Here is a 17733-nt window from a genome sequence, read left to right on the forward strand (position 1 = left end):
ATTCTAGGTCGGTAGCTTAATTAAATTTTAATTAATTACTAAATTTACCATCATTCGTGTTTCGAAATGGTCTTTTTGTTATGCCTTAAAATTAGTAAGCACTTTTTAAAATTTATAGTTGACTTTAATTAGCTGGTCTATATAATTCCTCTAATCTCACTTAAATCCTTAATGCCCTCTTTTATCATATACTTCTTTATACCTTCGATTATATCATTGCAAATGTCTGGTTTTATAAAATTAGCAGTTCCAACTTGGACAGCTAGTGCTCCCACCATTATAAACTCTATAGCATCTTCATAACAGGTTATGCCACCCATACCTACTACTGGAATGTTTACGGCCTTGCATACTTCATGCACCATTCTAAGTGCCATAGGTTTTATAGCAGGCCCTGACACTCCCGCATATATATTATTAAAGATTGGTTTGCGTTTATGTATATCAACTGCCATGCCTTTAAATGTATTTATTAAAGATAATGCGTCCGCTCCAGCGTCGCAGCATTTGTATGCCATATCCACAATATCCTCTGCATTAGGTGATAATTTAACCATAAGAGGTTTCTTGCAAATACCCTTAATTTCCTTTACTACCTCATACGCTACCTTTGATTTAATTCCAAAAGCCATACCCCCACATTTTACGTTAGGGCAGGATATGTTTAATTCAACAATATCTATGGGCTCATTATTTAATCTTTCTATTGCTGCAACATATTCTCGAATACTGCTACCACCAACATTTGCAATTATAGCCGTATTATATTGTAACATTCTCGGAAGTTCTTTAGATATAAAATTTTCAATGCCTGGATTTTGAAGACCTACGCTATTAAGCATTCCGCCTCTGGATTCATACATTCGTACTCCATCATTGCCTTGTTTTTCATTGATAGTAAGACCTTTTCCCGATATGCCCCCAAGTCTTCCAATATCGAAATATTCCTTATATTCCTCGCCAAATCCGAAAGTTCCAGATGCAGCAATAACAGGATTTTTTAAACTTACACCACATAATTCTACTTTAGTCATTAAATCATCTCCTTGGTCGCAGTACTGACCACTTCTGAAATATCGTTAAAAATCAAATCCTTCCCGTTAAAAACTGGACCATCTTTACATGTCCTTTTATTTCCACCCTTAGTTTTACAAGTACAGACAAGACATGCACCTATTCCACAAGCCATATGATTTTCCATAGAAACATATACTGGCACTTTAGCGTCCAAACACATTTTTACAACTTTTTTCATCATAATTTCCGGTCCACAGCAAATGACAGTTTGATATTCTTGTGGATTTATTATATCTGTTACATATCCCTTATGACCAATTTTACCACTTTCTGTGGATAAGTTTATTTTTTTTACATATTTTTCCACAGAATCCACAGAATAATCCACAGTTTTAAACCCTGCATACAAATCTATTTCACAATTCGTAAGTTTTTTAATCAAATAAGTAAGTGGAGCTAAACCAATTCCCCCAGATACCACAGCAATTTTCCCTTTTATTTTATCTACATCAAATCCATTTCCCAGTGGTCCCATTATCTGAAGTTCGTCATTTTCTTTAAGTTTACTAAGATATTTTGTACCTAACCCAACTATTTGGTATAAAAAACTTATTTTCTCATCATCCACATCATACACACTTATGGGTCTCGGTAATAATGGTTCTAAGTCTCCTACCTTTAACATAAAAAATTGTCCAGGTTTTACGTCAAACTTGCCTTTTATAGAAAGTTTGTAAATTCCCTCACTTATTTCAATGTTTTCATATGTTTTTTCTACTGAGCATATCAAATAAATCCCTCCAGTATTTTAATAAGGATCATGGATCATTTTATTTATTAGCTGCCTTTCTTATAGCATCTCTCATTTTTATGACTTCTTCCCTAGCACACTTTTCAAAATGTTTTTCTCCATTTTCGCTCTTTTTATAAGCAAGCAAAATACTTCTAGAGGCATTTACCACTCCGCCATTTCCATTTTTTAAATATATGGCTACATCATCTGCTGCACCGCCTTGTGCTCCATAACCTGGTATTAAGAAAAACATTTTTTCAAGGTTTTTTCTCATCTTTAATCCTTCATCTATATGTGTACATCCAACAACTCCACCTATTGAGCTATATCCACATTCCCCAATAAATTCACTTCCGATTTTTAATAACTTTTCACCTACAACATCATAAACCTTTTTATTTTCTTTATTCTCTATATACTCTATATCTTCTGCACCTTTATTCGAGGTTCTTACTAATGAAAATAGCCCTTTTTCTTTATTTTTTACATAAGGTAGATATGGTTCTATACTGTCCATGCCCATATATGGATTTATAGTAATAAAATCACTTTCGAAATCTCCTTCAAAATGAGCTTTAGCATACATTTGCGCAGTTTTTGCAATGTCTCCCCTTTTAACATCTGCAATTACCATACACCCTTTACTTTTTATGTAACTCAAAGTATCTTTATATACCTTTAAACCTTTTAAACCAAGAGCCTCGTAATATGCTATTTGAACCTTATAACAAGCTGATACATCATATGTTGCATCAATTATCATCTGATTAAATCTATATAACGCATGTTCCTCATGTGCAAACTTATTTCTAAATTCCTCAGGTAAATATTCCAAATCTGTATCAAGTCCTACGCATACATGACCATTTTTTTCTACACTTTTAAATAATCTATCTATAATCAATTATTACCCCACCTTTGCTATTTTTTTTAATCTAACCCTTATTAGAATTTTCCGCGACTTTATAAACTATTCTCCCTGCCTTTATGGTGCACATTACTTTTCCTATAACACTTTTTCCTTCAAAAGGAGAATTGTGTCCTTTAGATAAAAACCTTGATGTATCAATATTATATTTAGTTTTAGTATCCAAGAGCACCAGGTCACCATCATATCCTATCTTGATTTCACCTTTGTTTAACCCCATAATTTTAGCTGGATTTTTTGACATAATCTCAGAAAGTTTATTTAGTGTAATATGCCCCTCCCCTACAAGTTTTGTGAAACATATAGGGAACGAAGTTTCAAGGCCTGAAATACCAGGGGCTCCATTTATTTTATCTTGGGCGCTATGTGGTGCATGGTCCGTAGCTATAACATCAACATACCCATCTTTTATAGCCTTGATTAAAAAATTCACATCCGCACTTTCCCTTATAGGTGGGTTAACCCTATATTTAGTTTCCGATGTTAAGCCTATATGATGTGGAGTAACTTCACAAGTTATTCGTCCTCCCTGCTCTTTACCCTCTATAACATCTTTCATAGCTTCTTTTGTGCTAACATGAGCTAAGTGAAGTCTGCAACCAGTAAATTTTGAAAGGGCTATATCTCTCCAGGTCATCATATTCTCTGCAAGCCTTGTATCAATTTCTACTAATTCTTCATTTTCAGCATGAGATATTATTGTTAAATTCTTTTCTTTAGCTACGACCATTGCCTCTAGCATTACTCGACTATTTGAAACTCCCTTGCCATCATCTGATATAAATCTTACTACATTGCTCAGCTTTCTTAAGTGATCTATAGATTCTCCTAAAAGATTTTCCGTAATAGATGCACATTGATGAATATCTACAAGATTTATTTCCCTAGATCTTTTTAGAACCATATCTATTGTGTCCATAGAACTACATACTGGTTTTGTATTTGCCATAAGGTTTACCGCAGTATAACCACCACGAACCGCTGCCTTGCTTCCTGATAATAAATCCTCTTTATAAGTATACCCCGGTTCTCTAAAATGACTGTGAAGATCTATAAATGAAGGGGCTAAAATATATCCCTCTCCACTTATTATCTCACAGTCTTTTTCTAATTTTTTTCCTATTTCGTTTATTAATCCTTTATTTATATAAACATCGCCAATAAAATCCTGCGATGAATCAACTACTCTAACATTTTTAATTAATAACTCCATAAAACTACCATCCCTTCACACTATATTAGGCTCTGTTACGTGTTTTATTATGATACATTATTGTTGTTATTAACCTCATCACAGTACATACACCTATATTCGCCATTTTCTCTATTAGATAAATAGAAGCTATGTTGAATTTCTTGTTCAGTCGACGTAATACACCTTGGATTATTACATTTTATAACATTTTCAATTTTATCTGGTAGTTTTAATTTAACTTTACTCTTAATTATTTCTCCAGTTATTATATTTATTGTTATGTTAGGGTCTATAAATCCTAATACTGTAAAATCTATATCAATTTCATTTTCTATTTTAATTATATCTTTTCTACCATTTTTTTCGCTAGGTGCATTCATAATAAGTGCAACTGTGAATTCCGCTTTATCAAGCCCTAAATAATTGAATATTTTAAGTCCTACTCCTGCTTTAATATGATCTATTACTATCCCTCTTTTTATACTATTTATTGTTACCATTATTTATCCGCCCCCAAAAGTTTAGCAATAAGTGCCATTCTTGCATACATACCATATTTTGCTTGTCTAAAGTAACATGCCCTTGGATCCTTATCAATTTCCACAGCTATTTCATTTACTCTAGGAAGTGGATGCATAATTATCATATCTTTTTTAGCTTTTAGCATTTTCTCTTTATCTAGTATATAACTATCTTTAAGTCTTACATAATCTTCTTCGTTAAAAAATCTTTCCTTTTGAACTCTAGTCATATATAAAATATCTAGATCTTCAATAACATCTTCTAATTTTTCAACTTCAATGAACTCTATTTTATTTTTTTCTAACACTTCTACTTTAATATATTTAGGAATTGTTAATTCATTTGGCGCTATTAATATGAATTTTATGTTTTCATATCTTGACATGGCTTTTATTAACGAATGAACCGTTCTACCAAACTTTAAATCCCCACAAATTCCTATTGTTAAGTTTGATAATGTTCCTTTAATGCTTCTTATAGTTAAAAGATCTGTAAGTGTTTGAGTTGGATGTTGATGTCCACCATCACCGGCATTTATTACTGACATTTGAGAATTCATTGCTGCAACCTTAGCTGCTCCTTCTTTTGGATGCCTTATTGCTGCAATATCCGCATAACATTCTACTGTCCTTATTGTATCAGCTACACTTTCTCCTTTTGCAGCTGAACTCGAATTGGCCTCAGAAAATCCTAATACCTGACCTCCAAGTCTTAACATTGCTGCTTCAAAGCTTAATCTTGTTCGTGTGCTTGGTTCGTAAAACAATGTTGCTAAAATTTTCCCATCACATATATGAGAGAATTTTTTAGGATTTTCAATTATTTCATCTGCATAATTAAAAATTTCCTCAAGCTCCTGTAATGTAAAATCCATTGGATCAATTAAGTTTCTTCCTTTTAACATATAACATCCACTCCTTCTCAGCCTCTCTGGACCAAATTTAAAGGTACTACAGTAATTTTAATATTATGTCTATTTACTACTTATTATATGATTTTTTTCAAAATAAAAACGCCATCTCTATTTTGAGAAGGCGTAGTAATATCATTATAAAACATCTACTTCCTTCTCGGTCTCTCGGGCCAAATTAAAGGTAATTAATTTTTTATTCTTCATTTATACTACTATATATTTAAGTTTCTGTCAACTTAATTGTGCCTATCTTAGTTTTCCATTTTTATTTATATAACCGTAATGCAATATATATTGTTAAGCAATTATAAACTTAATTAGAATAGGGAAAAGCGCAATTATGAAAACATATCTTACAAGCTGAAGTATGGCAACTTTTGGTGCATCTCCACCCAGATCTTTCGCGATGATAGCCATATCTGATACTCCCCCAGGTGCACTTGCGAGTAATGAAGTGGTTAGTTCTAGTTTACTAACTCTGCTTATTAAGAAACCTATACAAAGATTAACAGCAATAATACCTATTAGAAGTATAAAAGCTGGAAATAGGACACTTCTAAGCGCTATTAAGTCCGAGTACATCATTCTCTCCCCTATAAGTACTCCCGCAAACACTTGTGTCGCACGCCTTATATTAATTGGCATGTACCCTTTATTAAAAATTACATTTAATGCTCCAACTGATAACATAGAAAAAGTCATTGCTCCTGCAGGTATTTTTGAAATATACCCTATAAAACCAGCTACTAAAGCGACTCCTATTGTTATCATTAAATTAATACATTTTTCCTTTAGGGACAAATCAATTTCAGCACACTCACCAATAAGATCATTCTCATTATTCTTTTTAGGAGTATTATATTTTCTATCTGCAAATTTTATAATTACTGGAAATAGAATCATTACGCTCATAAGTCTTACTAGCTGTAATATTGCTACTTTTGATGCATCCGCACCCATATCATTACTAATAAGTGACATATCTACAATCCCACCTGGAGCAGAAGCAAAAAGACAAGTTACTAAGCTAATCCCCGTTGCCTTATACATTATGAATCCCATTAGTAAATCTAGAGATATCATAAATGAAATCATTAAAGCTGCAGGTTTTATCATTGTTTTAAGATCCATTACATCCTTTCTTTTGATCCCTGATCCAATAAATGCACCAGCAGCAATCTGCGTAACTACCCTTACATCCTGAGGTAAAAATGCATTTCCCGTTACTATATTATACAATGCTACTGACAGCATAGCTCCTATCATAGCACCAGCAGGCACCTTAAATTTCAATGCTGTTAACCCGCCACTAAATCCAATTAATAAAGTTATAATTAATTTCATGATTATGCAACCTTCCTGTGATTGATTATTTTCACATATTTCGCCTTGTTTTATACTTTATTATATTGTATCATTTAGCATATACTAAACCAAATACTATAATCTTTATAAAACATATAGTCATTTACCTATATGTTAATAAAAATCGTTAGGAGTAAAATATGGATTTTCGTCAACTTCAATATATGTTAAAAGTATCAGAAGAAAAAAGTTTTTCAAAAGCTGCTCAAAAATTATATATAGCACAACCTTCTTTAAGCCAGTATATTCAAAAATTAGAACAACAATTGGGAGTTCAATTATTTGATAGATCTAGTAATCCACTAAAGCTTACATATGCAGGAGAGCTGTACGCGCAGACAGCTAAAAACATTTTAGATTTGAAAGACCAACTCTCAAATCAGATGGAGGATATATCAAATTTTAAAAGAGGTCGTCTTACTATAGGACTTTCCACTTTTAGAAGTACATATATAATGCCAAAGATCCTTCCACTGTTTCATGAAAAATTTCCTGGTATTGACGTGGTTTTAGTGGAAGGCAATTCTGTTAAAATAGCGGATCTAGCTATTAAAGGCACCACCGATATTTCACTAATGACTTTGCCAATAAAAGAGAATCTTTTCTCTTACGAACCTATACTAAAAGAAAAAATTCTTTTGGCAATTCCTCCGTCACATCCTGTTGCTAAAAAAATAGGAACTGAAATAGCTCTTAATGAACTATGGGATGAACCTTTTATTTTATTAAAACAACATCAAAAATTGCACCAAATTGCGGTTTCACTTTGCAAACAAGCTGGATTCAAACCTAAAATCATACTCGAAAGTGAAAGTATTGAGGCCACCCAGTCTTTCGTATCTTTTGGTATGGGTATTTCTTTTGTTCCTGATACTATTACCTTACTTCCACAGGCCCCTACTACTCCCATTTATTTTCAAATAAAAGATTTAGATGCTTCTAGAACTTTAGTAGTCTCCTACATAAAAAAAAGATATCTTTCAAAAGTTGCTCAAGAATTTATTAATATCATGAAAGATGTATTAAAAACAACATAAAAGCCTTACAAACTTAATGTTTGTAAGGCTTTTATGTTTTGAGATTAATTTTCAAGATTATATTATCATTTTAATTGAAAGGTGTTTTCACTAAATTTCCGTCACTTAATGAAGTTATACCAGCACTATATAATTGAAGAAATGTACCTTTATAAGTTGTTTGTTTCCCTGTCTGAACCTCTTTTAAAGTACTTTTTGTAACATCATTTACATAAATTTTCCCACTAGTCGTGACTAATAAGTTAGCTTTGTTTACGGGTGTACTTAATGGAATTGACTTCCAGTCACCGTTTAATGTGCCATAATATATCTTATCAATATTATCATTGCTATCTACATCTCCAACATAAGCCATATCATTGTTATCTATGGCAAGTAGGCTTGATTTTGTAGAATCAATAAAACTCAAAGCTTGATCTGATCCAGTTCCATAAATCTTGTTATTATTTAAATCTTCGTATAACATCTTATCCTCATGTGGTAATACTTGAATATTCCCTATATATTTAGATTGAGTATAAATTTTCTTTATTGATTTCATTATATCTACCCAATATATAGAATAATTTTTATAACCATTTTTTACTTTTATATAAATTACATTTGTTAAAGGTGATGCTTCAATATCCTGTACAAAAGACTCTGAACTAACCATTAAAATATCAGTTACTTTGCTCTTTTGTGATTGAGTAACATCATAATATGATAATGAAAGATTTCTATCACTAGTTTCTACAATAAGCATTCTATTTCTATCTGGGAGCCATTTATAAAAAGAAATTTTAACTCCATCAGAGGAACTTACATTAACACTCTTACCTGTTGTAGTATTAACTACATTTAGCTCATCATTTAAAAAATAGGAAACATAACTTGCATCATAAGAAACATTTATTTTTGTAGCATCAGTGGGTACCTTAACTTTAGAAACAGAGGCCTTATTAGAATCTGTAACCTTTTGAGACTTTACATTACCATTTGAAGTAAGAAGGAAGTTGTTCAAATAGAAAAGCCCACTAATCTGTATGATTAATGAAATTATAATACACATTATCATTTTTTTATATACTTTTTTCATAGATTCTTCTCCTATCAGTTAAGGTTTAACGATAAAAGCGGATGGAACTGCTCTTTCGCCAAGTGCATCACAAGGGTTATTAATGACACTACCATTATTGAACATTGTAGTTGATGAACCGCCATCTAAATTAGAAGCATTATATGCTCCATATTGAAGCATTATATTTTGTACTTCTTTGAGTGATGATCCTAGGCTTTTAGTTGTTCTTCCATCAATAGCAAGTAATATTATAGCACCATCACTGCGCTGCCCTATAGCAGTTCTCGGTGCAATTCCCCAACCTCCATCTCCGGATTTTATTGTTCCTTTGCCGTTAACCACGAGTGCAGGACCAAAGGATACTGCATCGGTAACGCCAAGCTTCTTTAAATCATTCAAACTGTGAGGTCCTACAAGAAGTTGAGCTTTACTTGTAATTGCTGTAACATCACCTTTTTTGTCAGGATCCTTTATATCATTAAATTTAATGTTTCCATTACTCATAATAATACCATTTGGTTTTCCACCTGTACCAGTCCATTTCGTACTAGCTGAGGATGAGTCAGAAAAACCTCCTGCATTAATAGCAGCGACTGCACCATTATCCTGTGCTATCTGACTTGTTAGTTCCCCTTGGGTTCCTAGTTTGTTACTATAACCAATTTTAACTCTTGTTGGGTCTTTAATAATAAGTAGATAACCAGTAAATTTTATTCCATTTGAAATTTTATATCTTTCAATACTATTATCATGGCTATTAACAAACTTAATAAGGTTATTACTTCCTTGCTGAACATTTTGAACTGTATCTTCACTTCGAATTTTTAGAATTTCAGCATCAGATAAAAACATCTTTGCAATCCATTGGTGACTAAGTGTAGTCATCGAAGCATCTACAATGGTTTTTTCCACATTAGTAAATGGTCCATGAAATATAATTAATGGAGCAGTAACTCCAGTAAATATTAATCCGAAAATCAGATATAATATAAAACTTCTTAATTTGTGTTTTTTTCGTCTTGATATATTCTTTCGTCTTGATGTATTCTTTGATCCCATTTTTTCCTCCTATGTTTTTCAAGATTTTATCGCACAATATAATATGTTTTAATAAAATTAACTATTTATTGATAAAATATAGAATGTTTTTATTTAAGTGTATTAAAAGAATAGCCTTGAGATTTTAAATATTCAATAACTTGTGGTAATGCTTGAACCGTTGTTTGCTTATCAGGTGCATCATGCATTAAAATAACCACATGTTCTTTTCCTTTAGTATTCTTTTTAATATTATTTAATAATTTGTTTACTGGTATATTTTGTCCCTCTGCATCACCAGTTAAATCATTCCAGTCAATATAATGGTATCCAGCCTTTTTAATTGCTACCCTAAAAGGTGCTTCTTTAGCACCAAATGATCCACCTGGGAATCTTAATATCTTACTATTATAACCACCAATTATTGATTTTAACACAGTATCACACTTATTAACATCTTTTATAAATGTATTTGTATTAGAATAAATATATTTATATTCATGAGAATAGGTGTGATTTCCTATAGATTGCCCATCTTCAGCTTCCATTTTCACTAAATCAGGTCTTATTATTGCCCTACTACCAACAATAAAAAAAGTTGCCTTTATCTTATAGTTATCTAAAATCTTTAAAATCCCTGGGGTAGTTTTAGGCGAAGGTCCATCATCAAATGTAAGATAAGCTATTTTGTGACCATCTGAATTATAAACATTTGTAGTTGAAGAATGTGTAAATGGCTCTTTAAGATTCACTTTACTTTCTCTTGAATTCATATGAGCATTTGTAAAAGGTTTAGCTATCGTTTCTTTAGTATTATTTTTAGTAATAGCTATAGTCTTACTGTAAAATTTATCATTAATATAAAAAGATAAACTTAATAAGATAACTAACATTACAAATAATAAAGAAGCTTTTCCTTTTGTGATTATTAGTTCTCTTTTATTATTAAGTTTCAATATATCATCTCCACTATAACTTATATTGTGTTTAAATGAAGTTTTATATATTCATATAATACCTCTCTTAAATTAAAAAAAAATAAAGATCAGATTAAAATCAGATTAAATAATGACTGTACTATTAAGTACAGTCATTATTTACAATTCCAGTATAATTTTTTATTATACTATAGATTTAAAACTGATTATAGATATAAGTAATTTTCACATTCTGCTGAAATATAAATATATAACTGCAACCTAAAATTACAATGGTATAAATAATTATCATAAAAATTAAATTAGATTTTATTTTTGTTATAATATTTAGAAATGTTTTCATTAACATATACCCAACCTTTCCAGCCTAAATGAGAACTATCCATTAGAAAGTATTTTTCATTTTCGTGTTTTGATAAATCTGCAACTTGAAATCCATAAGAATTAACCATAGTATCTATCTTTTTATAATAAGCTAGCCTATCACTTTTATTAAATCCGGCATAGTCATACCACTTTCCATTTACAGGAATATTTAAAATTAGTGGTTTAATTCCTTCATCCCTGCATACATCTAATAGTAATTTAAAATCCTCATATTCTGGAGATACTTTATAAGAGTCCTTCTTCATAGACCCCTTCGTTTTTTGAAGATTTGTTTTAAATGAATGGTTATACGCAATATTATCTATACCAAATCTATTATTATTTGACTTCGACTTAGCAATTTTTGTAGCTTTTTTCAACTCAACGTTCCAATTAATATTTGTATGTCGAGGCTTAATGTATTTTGCATACTGAGGCTTAAGATAGTTATTGCTATTTATATCGTCTTTTAAAATCAATAACTCATATCTTATCCAAAAATAAGGAGTTAGTAAATACCTCTTAGATGTACTTATTAAACCCTTATCACTATAAGAAGAGCAAAATTCCTTCATAATAGCAAAGTTTTTATCGGATTTTTGGTAATTAATTGATATTATTCTTTTAGAAAATTCTTGTTTTGTATTTAAACTTATATCCTTATTAAACAGAAATCCATATATCTGTAGTTCAGAAGATTTGGCTTCGAGTGTATTTCCATCAATCCCCTTCTTTAAAAACCATTGTGGGGAAAGTTCAAAAACTACCTTTTGACCTGTAAGTTCCTTGCCAAGTGCTCCAAAATCAGCAGCATGTACTAAACATCTATAACCTGCGCTTCCTATAAGATTAACTTGGAACCCATCCTTTTTACCTTTGAAAAATTTAATGGGCTGAGTAGAATATCCAGTAGTGTGTTCAAATTCTGAGGAGCCGAACATCAAAAGATTATCACCTTGCCTTGCTCCCATGCTCTGAAGTATTATACTCTTAAATTTATGTTCAGTTAAATTTTCTCCAAATTGATCATAATATTTTTTTGTAATAAAACCTTCAAAATAGCTTTGATAACAAAATAAAAAACCAATACTAATAATAATAGAACAAGCAAAAGCAATTATTTTTTTCATTCCATTTTACTGTTAGAGGAAGTTTTATGATCTAACATATTTTGAAGGAATTCAATAATTTTGTTTGGAGTTTCTATTTGTTTTCTTTCCATAACCGCAGGATCAAGTTTAAAATTAAAGTTATCTTCTATTGCTACAATAAGTTCAATTATCCCTAATGAATCCAGTCTTCCAGTATCAAATAAATTCTCATCACCCTCTTCTCGTAAATCCTCACCAGTAATTTCTTCTAGTATATTATAAATTGTTTCTTTCATATAAATTCCTCCTTTTATTTAAATAAATATCCTGAAAATATTAAAAAACTAAAACATATCAAATTAAAGGTCACAACAGTTGAAGCAATTGTGAAATAAGTCTTTTTTCTGTTCTTTTTATAAAATGATTTTCTCTGAAAATAATCTGTAACTACTATTAAAATCCCATGATAGGCACCGTAGACAATATAATTTAATTGAATGCCATGCCACAAACCCATGGTTGTCATTGTTATCATGTACCCAATATATGACGCTGTATATTTACTCTTGAACCACTTTTTCTTAAGTGCACTCATTACAAATCTATTATAAATAAAATCTCTAAACCAAAACGATAAACTCATGTGCCATCTATTCCAAAAATCTTTTATATCCTTACTTATAAAAGGAAGATTAAAATTTTCTGGCGTTCTTATTCCCATAATATAACTTACTCCTATTGCAATTAAACTATAGCCTGCAAAATCAAAAAACAAATAAAAGCTATAAGAATACATATATTTAATTGAATTTAATAAAGTGTGCTGCCCTGTTAAAATTGTATTTATAAAATGTTGTTGTATATAATATCCTATTAAAAATTTATATCCTACTCCCTGTAAAATTTTAAATATTCCGTCACCTAGGTATTCAACATATTGTCTAGGTTTTAAAGCCTTATTGCTTTGTTCCATGAATCTAATTGAGCGGTCAACGGGTCCAGAACTTAAGGTTGGAAAAAACAATATAAAATATGCGAGATCAAAAATATTTACTTTTGTAATATATCCATCAAAAATTTGTATTAACATCTGAATAACTTTGAAAGTCATATACGAAATTCCTAAAAATCCAAGCTCTTTGTGTATAAATATATTGCTAAGCTTTGCGTAGATTAAAGGTGATAGACCTATTAATATCATTATCCAAAGTAACCATCTCTGTTTAAGATATTTCACTATATAGCTATAAAAAATAATTATTAAACATTCCATTATAAAAAATATTATTAAATATTCAGCTTGTTGTTTCGATTTACAAAAAATCAAATAAATCATAAATATACTTGCTGGTAGTCCATACCATTTTATCCTTTTGCCAAGTAACCCAACAACAATAGCCGGAATTAGTGCCAAAATCATTAAATAGAAATATAAAAAATCCCCATAAGGAAGCATCTAAAATTCCTCCATTATCTTTTTTCTATCTATTTTACCATTTACATTCATGGGTAAACTCTCTACTACCTTTACTTTACGAGGTATCATATATGAAGGCAATAAGTCCTTCAAGAAATTTTTAACTGAACTAGTTATATTCCCTTCAAATTTATCATTTAGTACTATTTCTGTTACTAAATATTTAATTTTACCTTGTTCCTTAAGAGGTAACACCACTGCATTTTTTATTAAAGGATGCCTTCTTATATTGTTTTCAATGTCTTCTATTTCCACCCTATAACCATGAAGTTTAATTTGATTATCTATTCGTCCCTCATAATATAATAGACCATTAACCATAAAACCAGTATCTCCTGTCCTGTATCCCCTCTTTTTTACACCTTGAATTTCTTTTTCAAAAAATATTTTTTCTGTTAAAATAGGATCAGCAAAGTAACCTATACTTACGCTGTCACCTACTATCAATATTTCATTTGTATTTTCTTCTATAATTAATTCACAGTCTTTTTTGACATATCCAACTGGAAGACTTTCTTTACTTAAAAGCATTTCTTTTTTTATTTCAATTGCAGTTACTGCCACTGTTGCTTCTGTTGGCCCATAGAAATTTATTATTTTAACATTAGGAAATCTTTCAAATAATTTTTCCACGCAAACTTTGGAAAGTGTTTCGCCACAGAATAACATCTGCCTCAATTCAGGTAATAAATATCCATTAAATAACTCACTTTGCAAACACATTTCTGCAAATGACGGAGTAGAAACCCAAGTTGTAATTCCTGAAGACTTAAAATTTATAAAAAGCTCAGGTAAATTAGCTATCATCTCTTTATCAATACTATATAACACTGAACCAGAAGCCAATGACAAATAAGTATCCATAACGGATAAATCAAAAGAAAATGGTGCTTGATTCATAAATATTTTATCTTTTTTATCTATTAATTCTAAACTCCAATCAATGAAGCTTTGAATACAATTTTTGGTTATCTGCACTCCCTTTGGTTTACCAGTACTTCCTGAAGTATATATAATGTAATAAACATCTTCATCCTTAATTCTATAACTGATATTTGGTATTTTATTCTCATATTGTAATACATTTTCTTCTATTTCTTTCTTATTTAATATTGTATCTACATGAATATCAATTAAATCATCTGATATGTTTATAATCAATTTAACACCAGAAATTAATAAAATAGCCTTAAGCCTTGTATATGGAGTTGAGCTATCCACTGGAATATATGCATGTCCACTTTTTACACAAGCTAAAAAACAAATAAGCATTAAGTGATCCTTATGTCCAAAAACTATTATAGGAGTTTTGTCTTCCCCAAATAACTCTATGATCTTTACAGCAAGTGAATCGGAATTTGTTTTTAACTCTCTATAAGTTAAATTGCTATTTCTATAAATATGAGCTACTTTATTTGTAGGAGAATAGCTTTCGATTATATCAATAAAATCCATATATTTCCCATCCTCTCTATAATATGTTATATGTGAAGTTTTAAATTAATTATTGCAAATGATTCGCATTTATAATATAAGTCTAAATTCAATCTTTGTCAATGATATTTAAATCCAAAATTGGCACACATTAGATTTTTTATTAATTATGAATATTCTCAAATTGAATTTTAATCTATTCTTAATATTTAGAGTATATAATGTGGTATTAGTATTATAAAATCTACTTATATTATAATTAAATAAAACTGGGTAATGAAGATATTATATTTAGGAGATGATAAATTGTGTTAAATATTAGCAATAAGGCTTTGAATTATGTTCAGGGTAAAAATTTATGTTTTGTTGTAGACATAGAAACCATACCCATAGATTGTGATTGTTGTCATACTAATCTTAAAACTATTAAAACTAATGTTTTATTAGAAACTGAATTATTAAATAAAGAAAGTTATGATGTTTATGAATATAATAGTGTCAATGTTTATGTTTTAAAAGATTTAAAGGTTGTTGGAAATATGAAAGTTTATCAAAAGTCGAGAATACTTTCCAAGGAATTTAAGTTTGGAATTAAAGGTATCACAACTTAAAAGATTGTGTTACATTTCATTTATTCTTAATCTGAATAATATTTTTATAGATTTGTATTAATTTATAAAATAGAGCAATAATAAATATATAAGGTTTTAAAAAAAGAGGTGGAAATTATGGGGTTACCCGCAATTTTAGGTTTATTAATTGTTATAGGAAGTTTAGTATGTTTATTTTACTTTGTACCGATAGAGAAATAATACGGTTTGATGATTATTGTTATGGTTATGTATTCAAAAATGTGAAAGTAAAGCCTTACAAACTTAATGTTTGTAAGGCTTTACTTTACATCCTAAGGGAAATAAAAGTAACTTGCAAAAACAACGTTTATATAGTTTTCTCATATCTCGAAATTATATTTTCTCCACTACTAACATCACAATTGTAATTTTTAATATAATCATAAAACCATTTAAAAATATCTTTAGAATGAATATTATATTCCTTTGATATTGCAGAGTTATGCCATAATAAAACAAAAATTCCCTTGTGAATCTCAACTTTTCCGACCAATTCCTTAATGTACTCTATTGATCTTTCAAAGTCTAGCTGCATGTATTGCATTAAAGACCCATCCATAACTATCAAAGGTATTTCCCATATGTCAATAATTCTGTTATTCTTTAAATCATATGGTTTATAAGGTAAACAGTACCCCACCTTAAACCCCGCTTGTTCTGGGAAACATAAAGTAGTATCATAATTTATACCATTTTTTTCTTGAATGGACCAAGTTTTCTGAGCATTAAAGCTTAAATAATGCTGCCTAATCCCTATTTTATCAGTTCCATTGAATTCTTTTCTAAATAATGTTATTTCTTTATTGAATAAGTTTTCATCATGATCTGTACCAAGGCCTGGATGAAATCCAATTTCGTTGTTAGCACTTGTAACCCGCTTTATAATTCCTCTTACCCTTTTATTTTTAGCACTATATCCTTTACCATCTACCATAAAATAAAAGCTAGAATTATATCCCTTGTCTTTTTCCATATCTAAAATCATATCAAAAGTATCACAAGGATCTTGCTGAAATCTGCATAACTTCGTAACTACATATCCCTTTATCCTTTTTAAAACCTCTAAGGGTTTTCTGTTTATCAGTAAAATACTTATTTGAAGTCTTATTTCCCTCAGAAAAGACAAGTACTTAGTTATCACATCTACATCATGTGACAATAATACTTGAAAGTTTTTGTCCTCCCATAAGTTCTTCTTCTTAATGTTCAAACCATAGCTCTCATTTAAAGTATTTACGAACCATTGAATGCTTTCGTTAACAACAGGCCTGTTAAGTAAATTGTATTTAAACAATGTGCTTTTTTTAATATTAAACCTACCATATTTATCATATTCATCTATAATAAATTCTTCATAACAAGTTAAAAAGAAAAAACTTGTTTGAATAATATCTACATTAAGAATAATTTTCCCTGACATATTTTCTTTAAAATAATTATTATCTTTATTCTTAAAAAACACAGGCACCCCTTCATAGAACTCTATATTTGTAGGAATAGATTTTACAGTTAAATATTCATTTGAGAATAAAGGGCCTTCTAATAACATCATATTAACATCATTACTATCTGTAATATTTCCGTAAGCTATGACAAGATCAAATTCCTGTTTTAAAGACTTAAAAGTTCTACAGTTAATTATGGATACATCTACTTCATAATCCTGAAATATAGTATTAACTGTATATTCTATTTGAACTTTAAATTTTTCATTAAAATATACAAATGCTATCTTCTTCACTTAATGTCATCACTACCTTTTTCTTATTAATGGTTATTTAGCGTAATAATTTTCACTACCTAATTTATTTATAGACTAATAAATCTAAATTAGATTATTATTTTAAATATTAACCATTAATCTATTTATATATTCAATATTTGGAATTATACTCTTAAGGTATAAATTAATTAATATATAATATAT

General features: G+C 29.8%; 17 protein-coding genes. 2 read left to right on the forward strand and 15 right to left on the reverse strand.

What is annotated here, in order from left to right; genetic code table 11:
* Positions 1-137 precede the first annotated feature (137 nt).
* The 7 genes from VIM70_RS16665 to VIM70_RS16695 form a co-directional block, all read right to left on the reverse strand.
* A complete protein-coding gene (locus tag VIM70_RS16665; protein ID WP_331946904.1) occupies positions 138-1034 on the reverse strand; it encodes a dihydroorotate dehydrogenase in 897 nt (298 codons plus the stop codon).
* Positions 1034-1807, reverse strand: coding sequence for a dihydroorotate dehydrogenase electron transfer subunit (locus VIM70_RS16670; RefSeq protein WP_331946905.1), 774 nt, complete (start codon positions 1805-1807; stop codon positions 1034-1036). The genes VIM70_RS16665 and VIM70_RS16670 overlap by 1 nt, the downstream gene beginning before the upstream one ends.
* A 40-nt stretch (positions 1808-1847) precedes the next feature.
* The gene (pyrF, locus tag VIM70_RS16675; protein WP_331946906.1) at positions 1848-2714 is read right to left on the reverse strand and encodes an orotidine-5'-phosphate decarboxylase; all 867 of its coding nucleotides are present in this window, start codon (positions 2712-2714) and stop codon (positions 1848-1850) included.
* 31 nt (positions 2715-2745) lie between these two features.
* Positions 2746-3951: a dihydroorotase gene (locus tag VIM70_RS16680; protein WP_331946907.1), complete on the reverse strand. Its 1206-nt coding sequence runs from the start codon at positions 3949-3951 to the stop codon at positions 2746-2748.
* A 47-nt stretch (positions 3952-3998) separates the two neighbouring features.
* On the reverse strand, positions 3999-4433 hold the full coding sequence (locus VIM70_RS16685) for an aspartate carbamoyltransferase regulatory subunit (protein ID WP_331946908.1): 435 nt from the start codon (positions 4431-4433) through the stop codon (positions 3999-4001).
* Positions 4433-5359, reverse strand: coding sequence for an aspartate carbamoyltransferase (pyrB, locus tag VIM70_RS16690; RefSeq protein WP_331946909.1), 927 nt, complete (start codon positions 5357-5359; stop codon positions 4433-4435). The genes VIM70_RS16685 and pyrB overlap by 1 nt, the downstream gene beginning before the upstream one ends.
* 306 nt (positions 5360-5665) lie before the next feature.
* Positions 5666-6712 carry an AbrB family transcriptional regulator gene (locus VIM70_RS16695; RefSeq protein WP_331946910.1) on the reverse strand — a complete coding sequence of 349 codons (1047 nt, stop codon included), beginning with the start codon at positions 6710-6712 and terminating at the stop codon, positions 5666-5668.
* A gap of 161 nt (positions 6713-6873) precedes the next feature.
* On the opposite strand from VIM70_RS16695, the gene VIM70_RS16700 reads away from it, so the two are divergent.
* Positions 6874-7770 (forward strand): LysR family transcriptional regulator, encoded by an 897-nt coding sequence (locus VIM70_RS16700; RefSeq protein WP_331946911.1) that lies wholly within the window; start codon positions 6874-6876, stop codon positions 7768-7770.
* Between the two features lie 70 nt (positions 7771-7840).
* Here the strand turns inward: VIM70_RS16700 and VIM70_RS16705 are convergent, their stop codons facing one another.
* The 7 genes from VIM70_RS16705 to dltA form a co-directional block, all read right to left on the reverse strand.
* A complete protein-coding gene (locus tag VIM70_RS16705) occupies positions 7841-8848 on the reverse strand; it encodes a hypothetical protein (RefSeq protein ID WP_331946912.1) in 1008 nt (335 codons plus the stop codon).
* Between the two features lie 18 nt (positions 8849-8866).
* On the reverse strand, positions 8867-9889 hold the full coding sequence (locus VIM70_RS16710) for a phosphodiester glycosidase family protein (RefSeq protein WP_331946913.1): 1023 nt from the start codon (positions 9887-9889) through the stop codon (positions 8867-8869).
* Positions 9890-9978: 89 nt separating this feature from the next.
* Positions 9979-10824 carry a polysaccharide deacetylase family protein gene (locus tag VIM70_RS16715; protein WP_331946914.1) on the reverse strand — a complete coding sequence of 282 codons (846 nt, stop codon included), beginning with the start codon at positions 10822-10824 and terminating at the stop codon, positions 9979-9981.
* Positions 10825-11108: 284 nt separating this feature from the next.
* A complete protein-coding gene (gene dltD / locus VIM70_RS16720; protein WP_331946915.1) occupies positions 11109-12302 on the reverse strand; it encodes a D-alanyl-lipoteichoic acid biosynthesis protein DltD in 1194 nt (397 codons plus the stop codon).
* Positions 12299-12559, reverse strand: a complete 261-nt coding sequence (gene dltC, locus VIM70_RS16725; RefSeq protein ID WP_331946916.1) for a D-alanine--poly(phosphoribitol) ligase subunit DltC — start codon at positions 12557-12559, stop codon at positions 12299-12301. Before dltC ends, dltD begins: the two co-directional genes overlap by 4 nt.
* 14 nt (positions 12560-12573) lie before the next feature.
* Positions 12574-13719, reverse strand: coding sequence for a D-alanyl-lipoteichoic acid biosynthesis protein DltB (gene dltB / locus VIM70_RS16730; RefSeq protein WP_331946917.1), 1146 nt, complete (start codon positions 13717-13719; stop codon positions 12574-12576).
* Positions 13720-15195, reverse strand: coding sequence for a D-alanine--poly(phosphoribitol) ligase subunit DltA (gene dltA / locus VIM70_RS16735; protein WP_331946918.1), 1476 nt, complete (start codon positions 15193-15195; stop codon positions 13720-13722).
* A gap of 287 nt (positions 15196-15482) precedes the next feature.
* Between dltA and VIM70_RS16740 the strand changes: the two genes are divergently transcribed.
* A complete protein-coding gene (locus tag VIM70_RS16740) occupies positions 15483-15785 on the forward strand; it encodes a hypothetical protein (RefSeq protein ID WP_331946919.1) in 303 nt (100 codons plus the stop codon).
* A 328-nt stretch (positions 15786-16113) separates the two neighbouring features.
* On the opposite strand, the gene VIM70_RS16745 is transcribed toward VIM70_RS16740, so the two are convergent.
* A complete protein-coding gene (locus VIM70_RS16745) occupies positions 16114-17547 on the reverse strand; it encodes a polysaccharide deacetylase family protein (protein WP_331946920.1) in 1434 nt (477 codons plus the stop codon).
* Positions 17548-17733: the final 186 nt, after the last annotated feature.

This window comes from Clostridium sp. (genome assembly GCF_036569345.1).
Taxonomy (GTDB): domain Bacteria; phylum Bacillota; class Clostridia; order Clostridiales; family Clostridiaceae; genus Clostridium_AD.

Coding starts and splice junctions, on each gene's coding strand:
- VIM70_RS16695 (WP_331946910.1), bottom strand. CDS start 6,712: ATGAAATTAATTATAACTTTATTAATTGGATTTAGTGGCGGGTTAACA.
- VIM70_RS16685 (WP_331946908.1), bottom strand. CDS start 4,433: ATGGTAACAATAAATAGTATAAAAAGAGGGATAGTAATAGATCATATT.
- VIM70_RS16705 (WP_331946912.1), bottom strand. CDS start 8,848: ATGAAAAAAGTATATAAAAAAATGATAATGTGTATTATAATTTCATTA.
- VIM70_RS16665 (WP_331946904.1), bottom strand. CDS start 1,034: ATGACTAAAGTAGAATTATGTGGTGTAAGTTTAAAAAATCCTGTTATT.
- VIM70_RS16710 (WP_331946913.1), bottom strand. CDS start 9,889: ATGGGATCAAAGAATACATCAAGACGAAAGAATATATCAAGACGAAAA.
- pyrB (WP_331946909.1), bottom strand. CDS start 5,359: ATGTTAAAAGGAAGAAACTTAATTGATCCAATGGATTTTACATTACAG.
- VIM70_RS16700 (WP_331946911.1), top strand. CDS start 6,874: ATGGATTTTCGTCAACTTCAATATATGTTAAAAGTATCAGAAGAAAAA.
- dltB (WP_331946917.1), bottom strand. CDS start 13,719: ATGCTTCCTTATGGGGATTTTTTATATTTCTATTTAATGATTTTGGCA.
- VIM70_RS16680 (WP_331946907.1), bottom strand. CDS start 3,951: ATGGAGTTATTAATTAAAAATGTTAGAGTAGTTGATTCATCGCAGGAT.
- dltA (WP_331946918.1), bottom strand. CDS start 15,195: ATGGATTTTATTGATATAATCGAAAGCTATTCTCCTACAAATAAAGTA.
- dltD (WP_331946915.1), bottom strand. CDS start 12,302: ATGAAAAAAATAATTGCTTTTGCTTGTTCTATTATTATTAGTATTGGT.
- dltC (WP_331946916.1), bottom strand. CDS start 12,559: ATGAAAGAAACAATTTATAATATACTAGAAGAAATTACTGGTGAGGAT.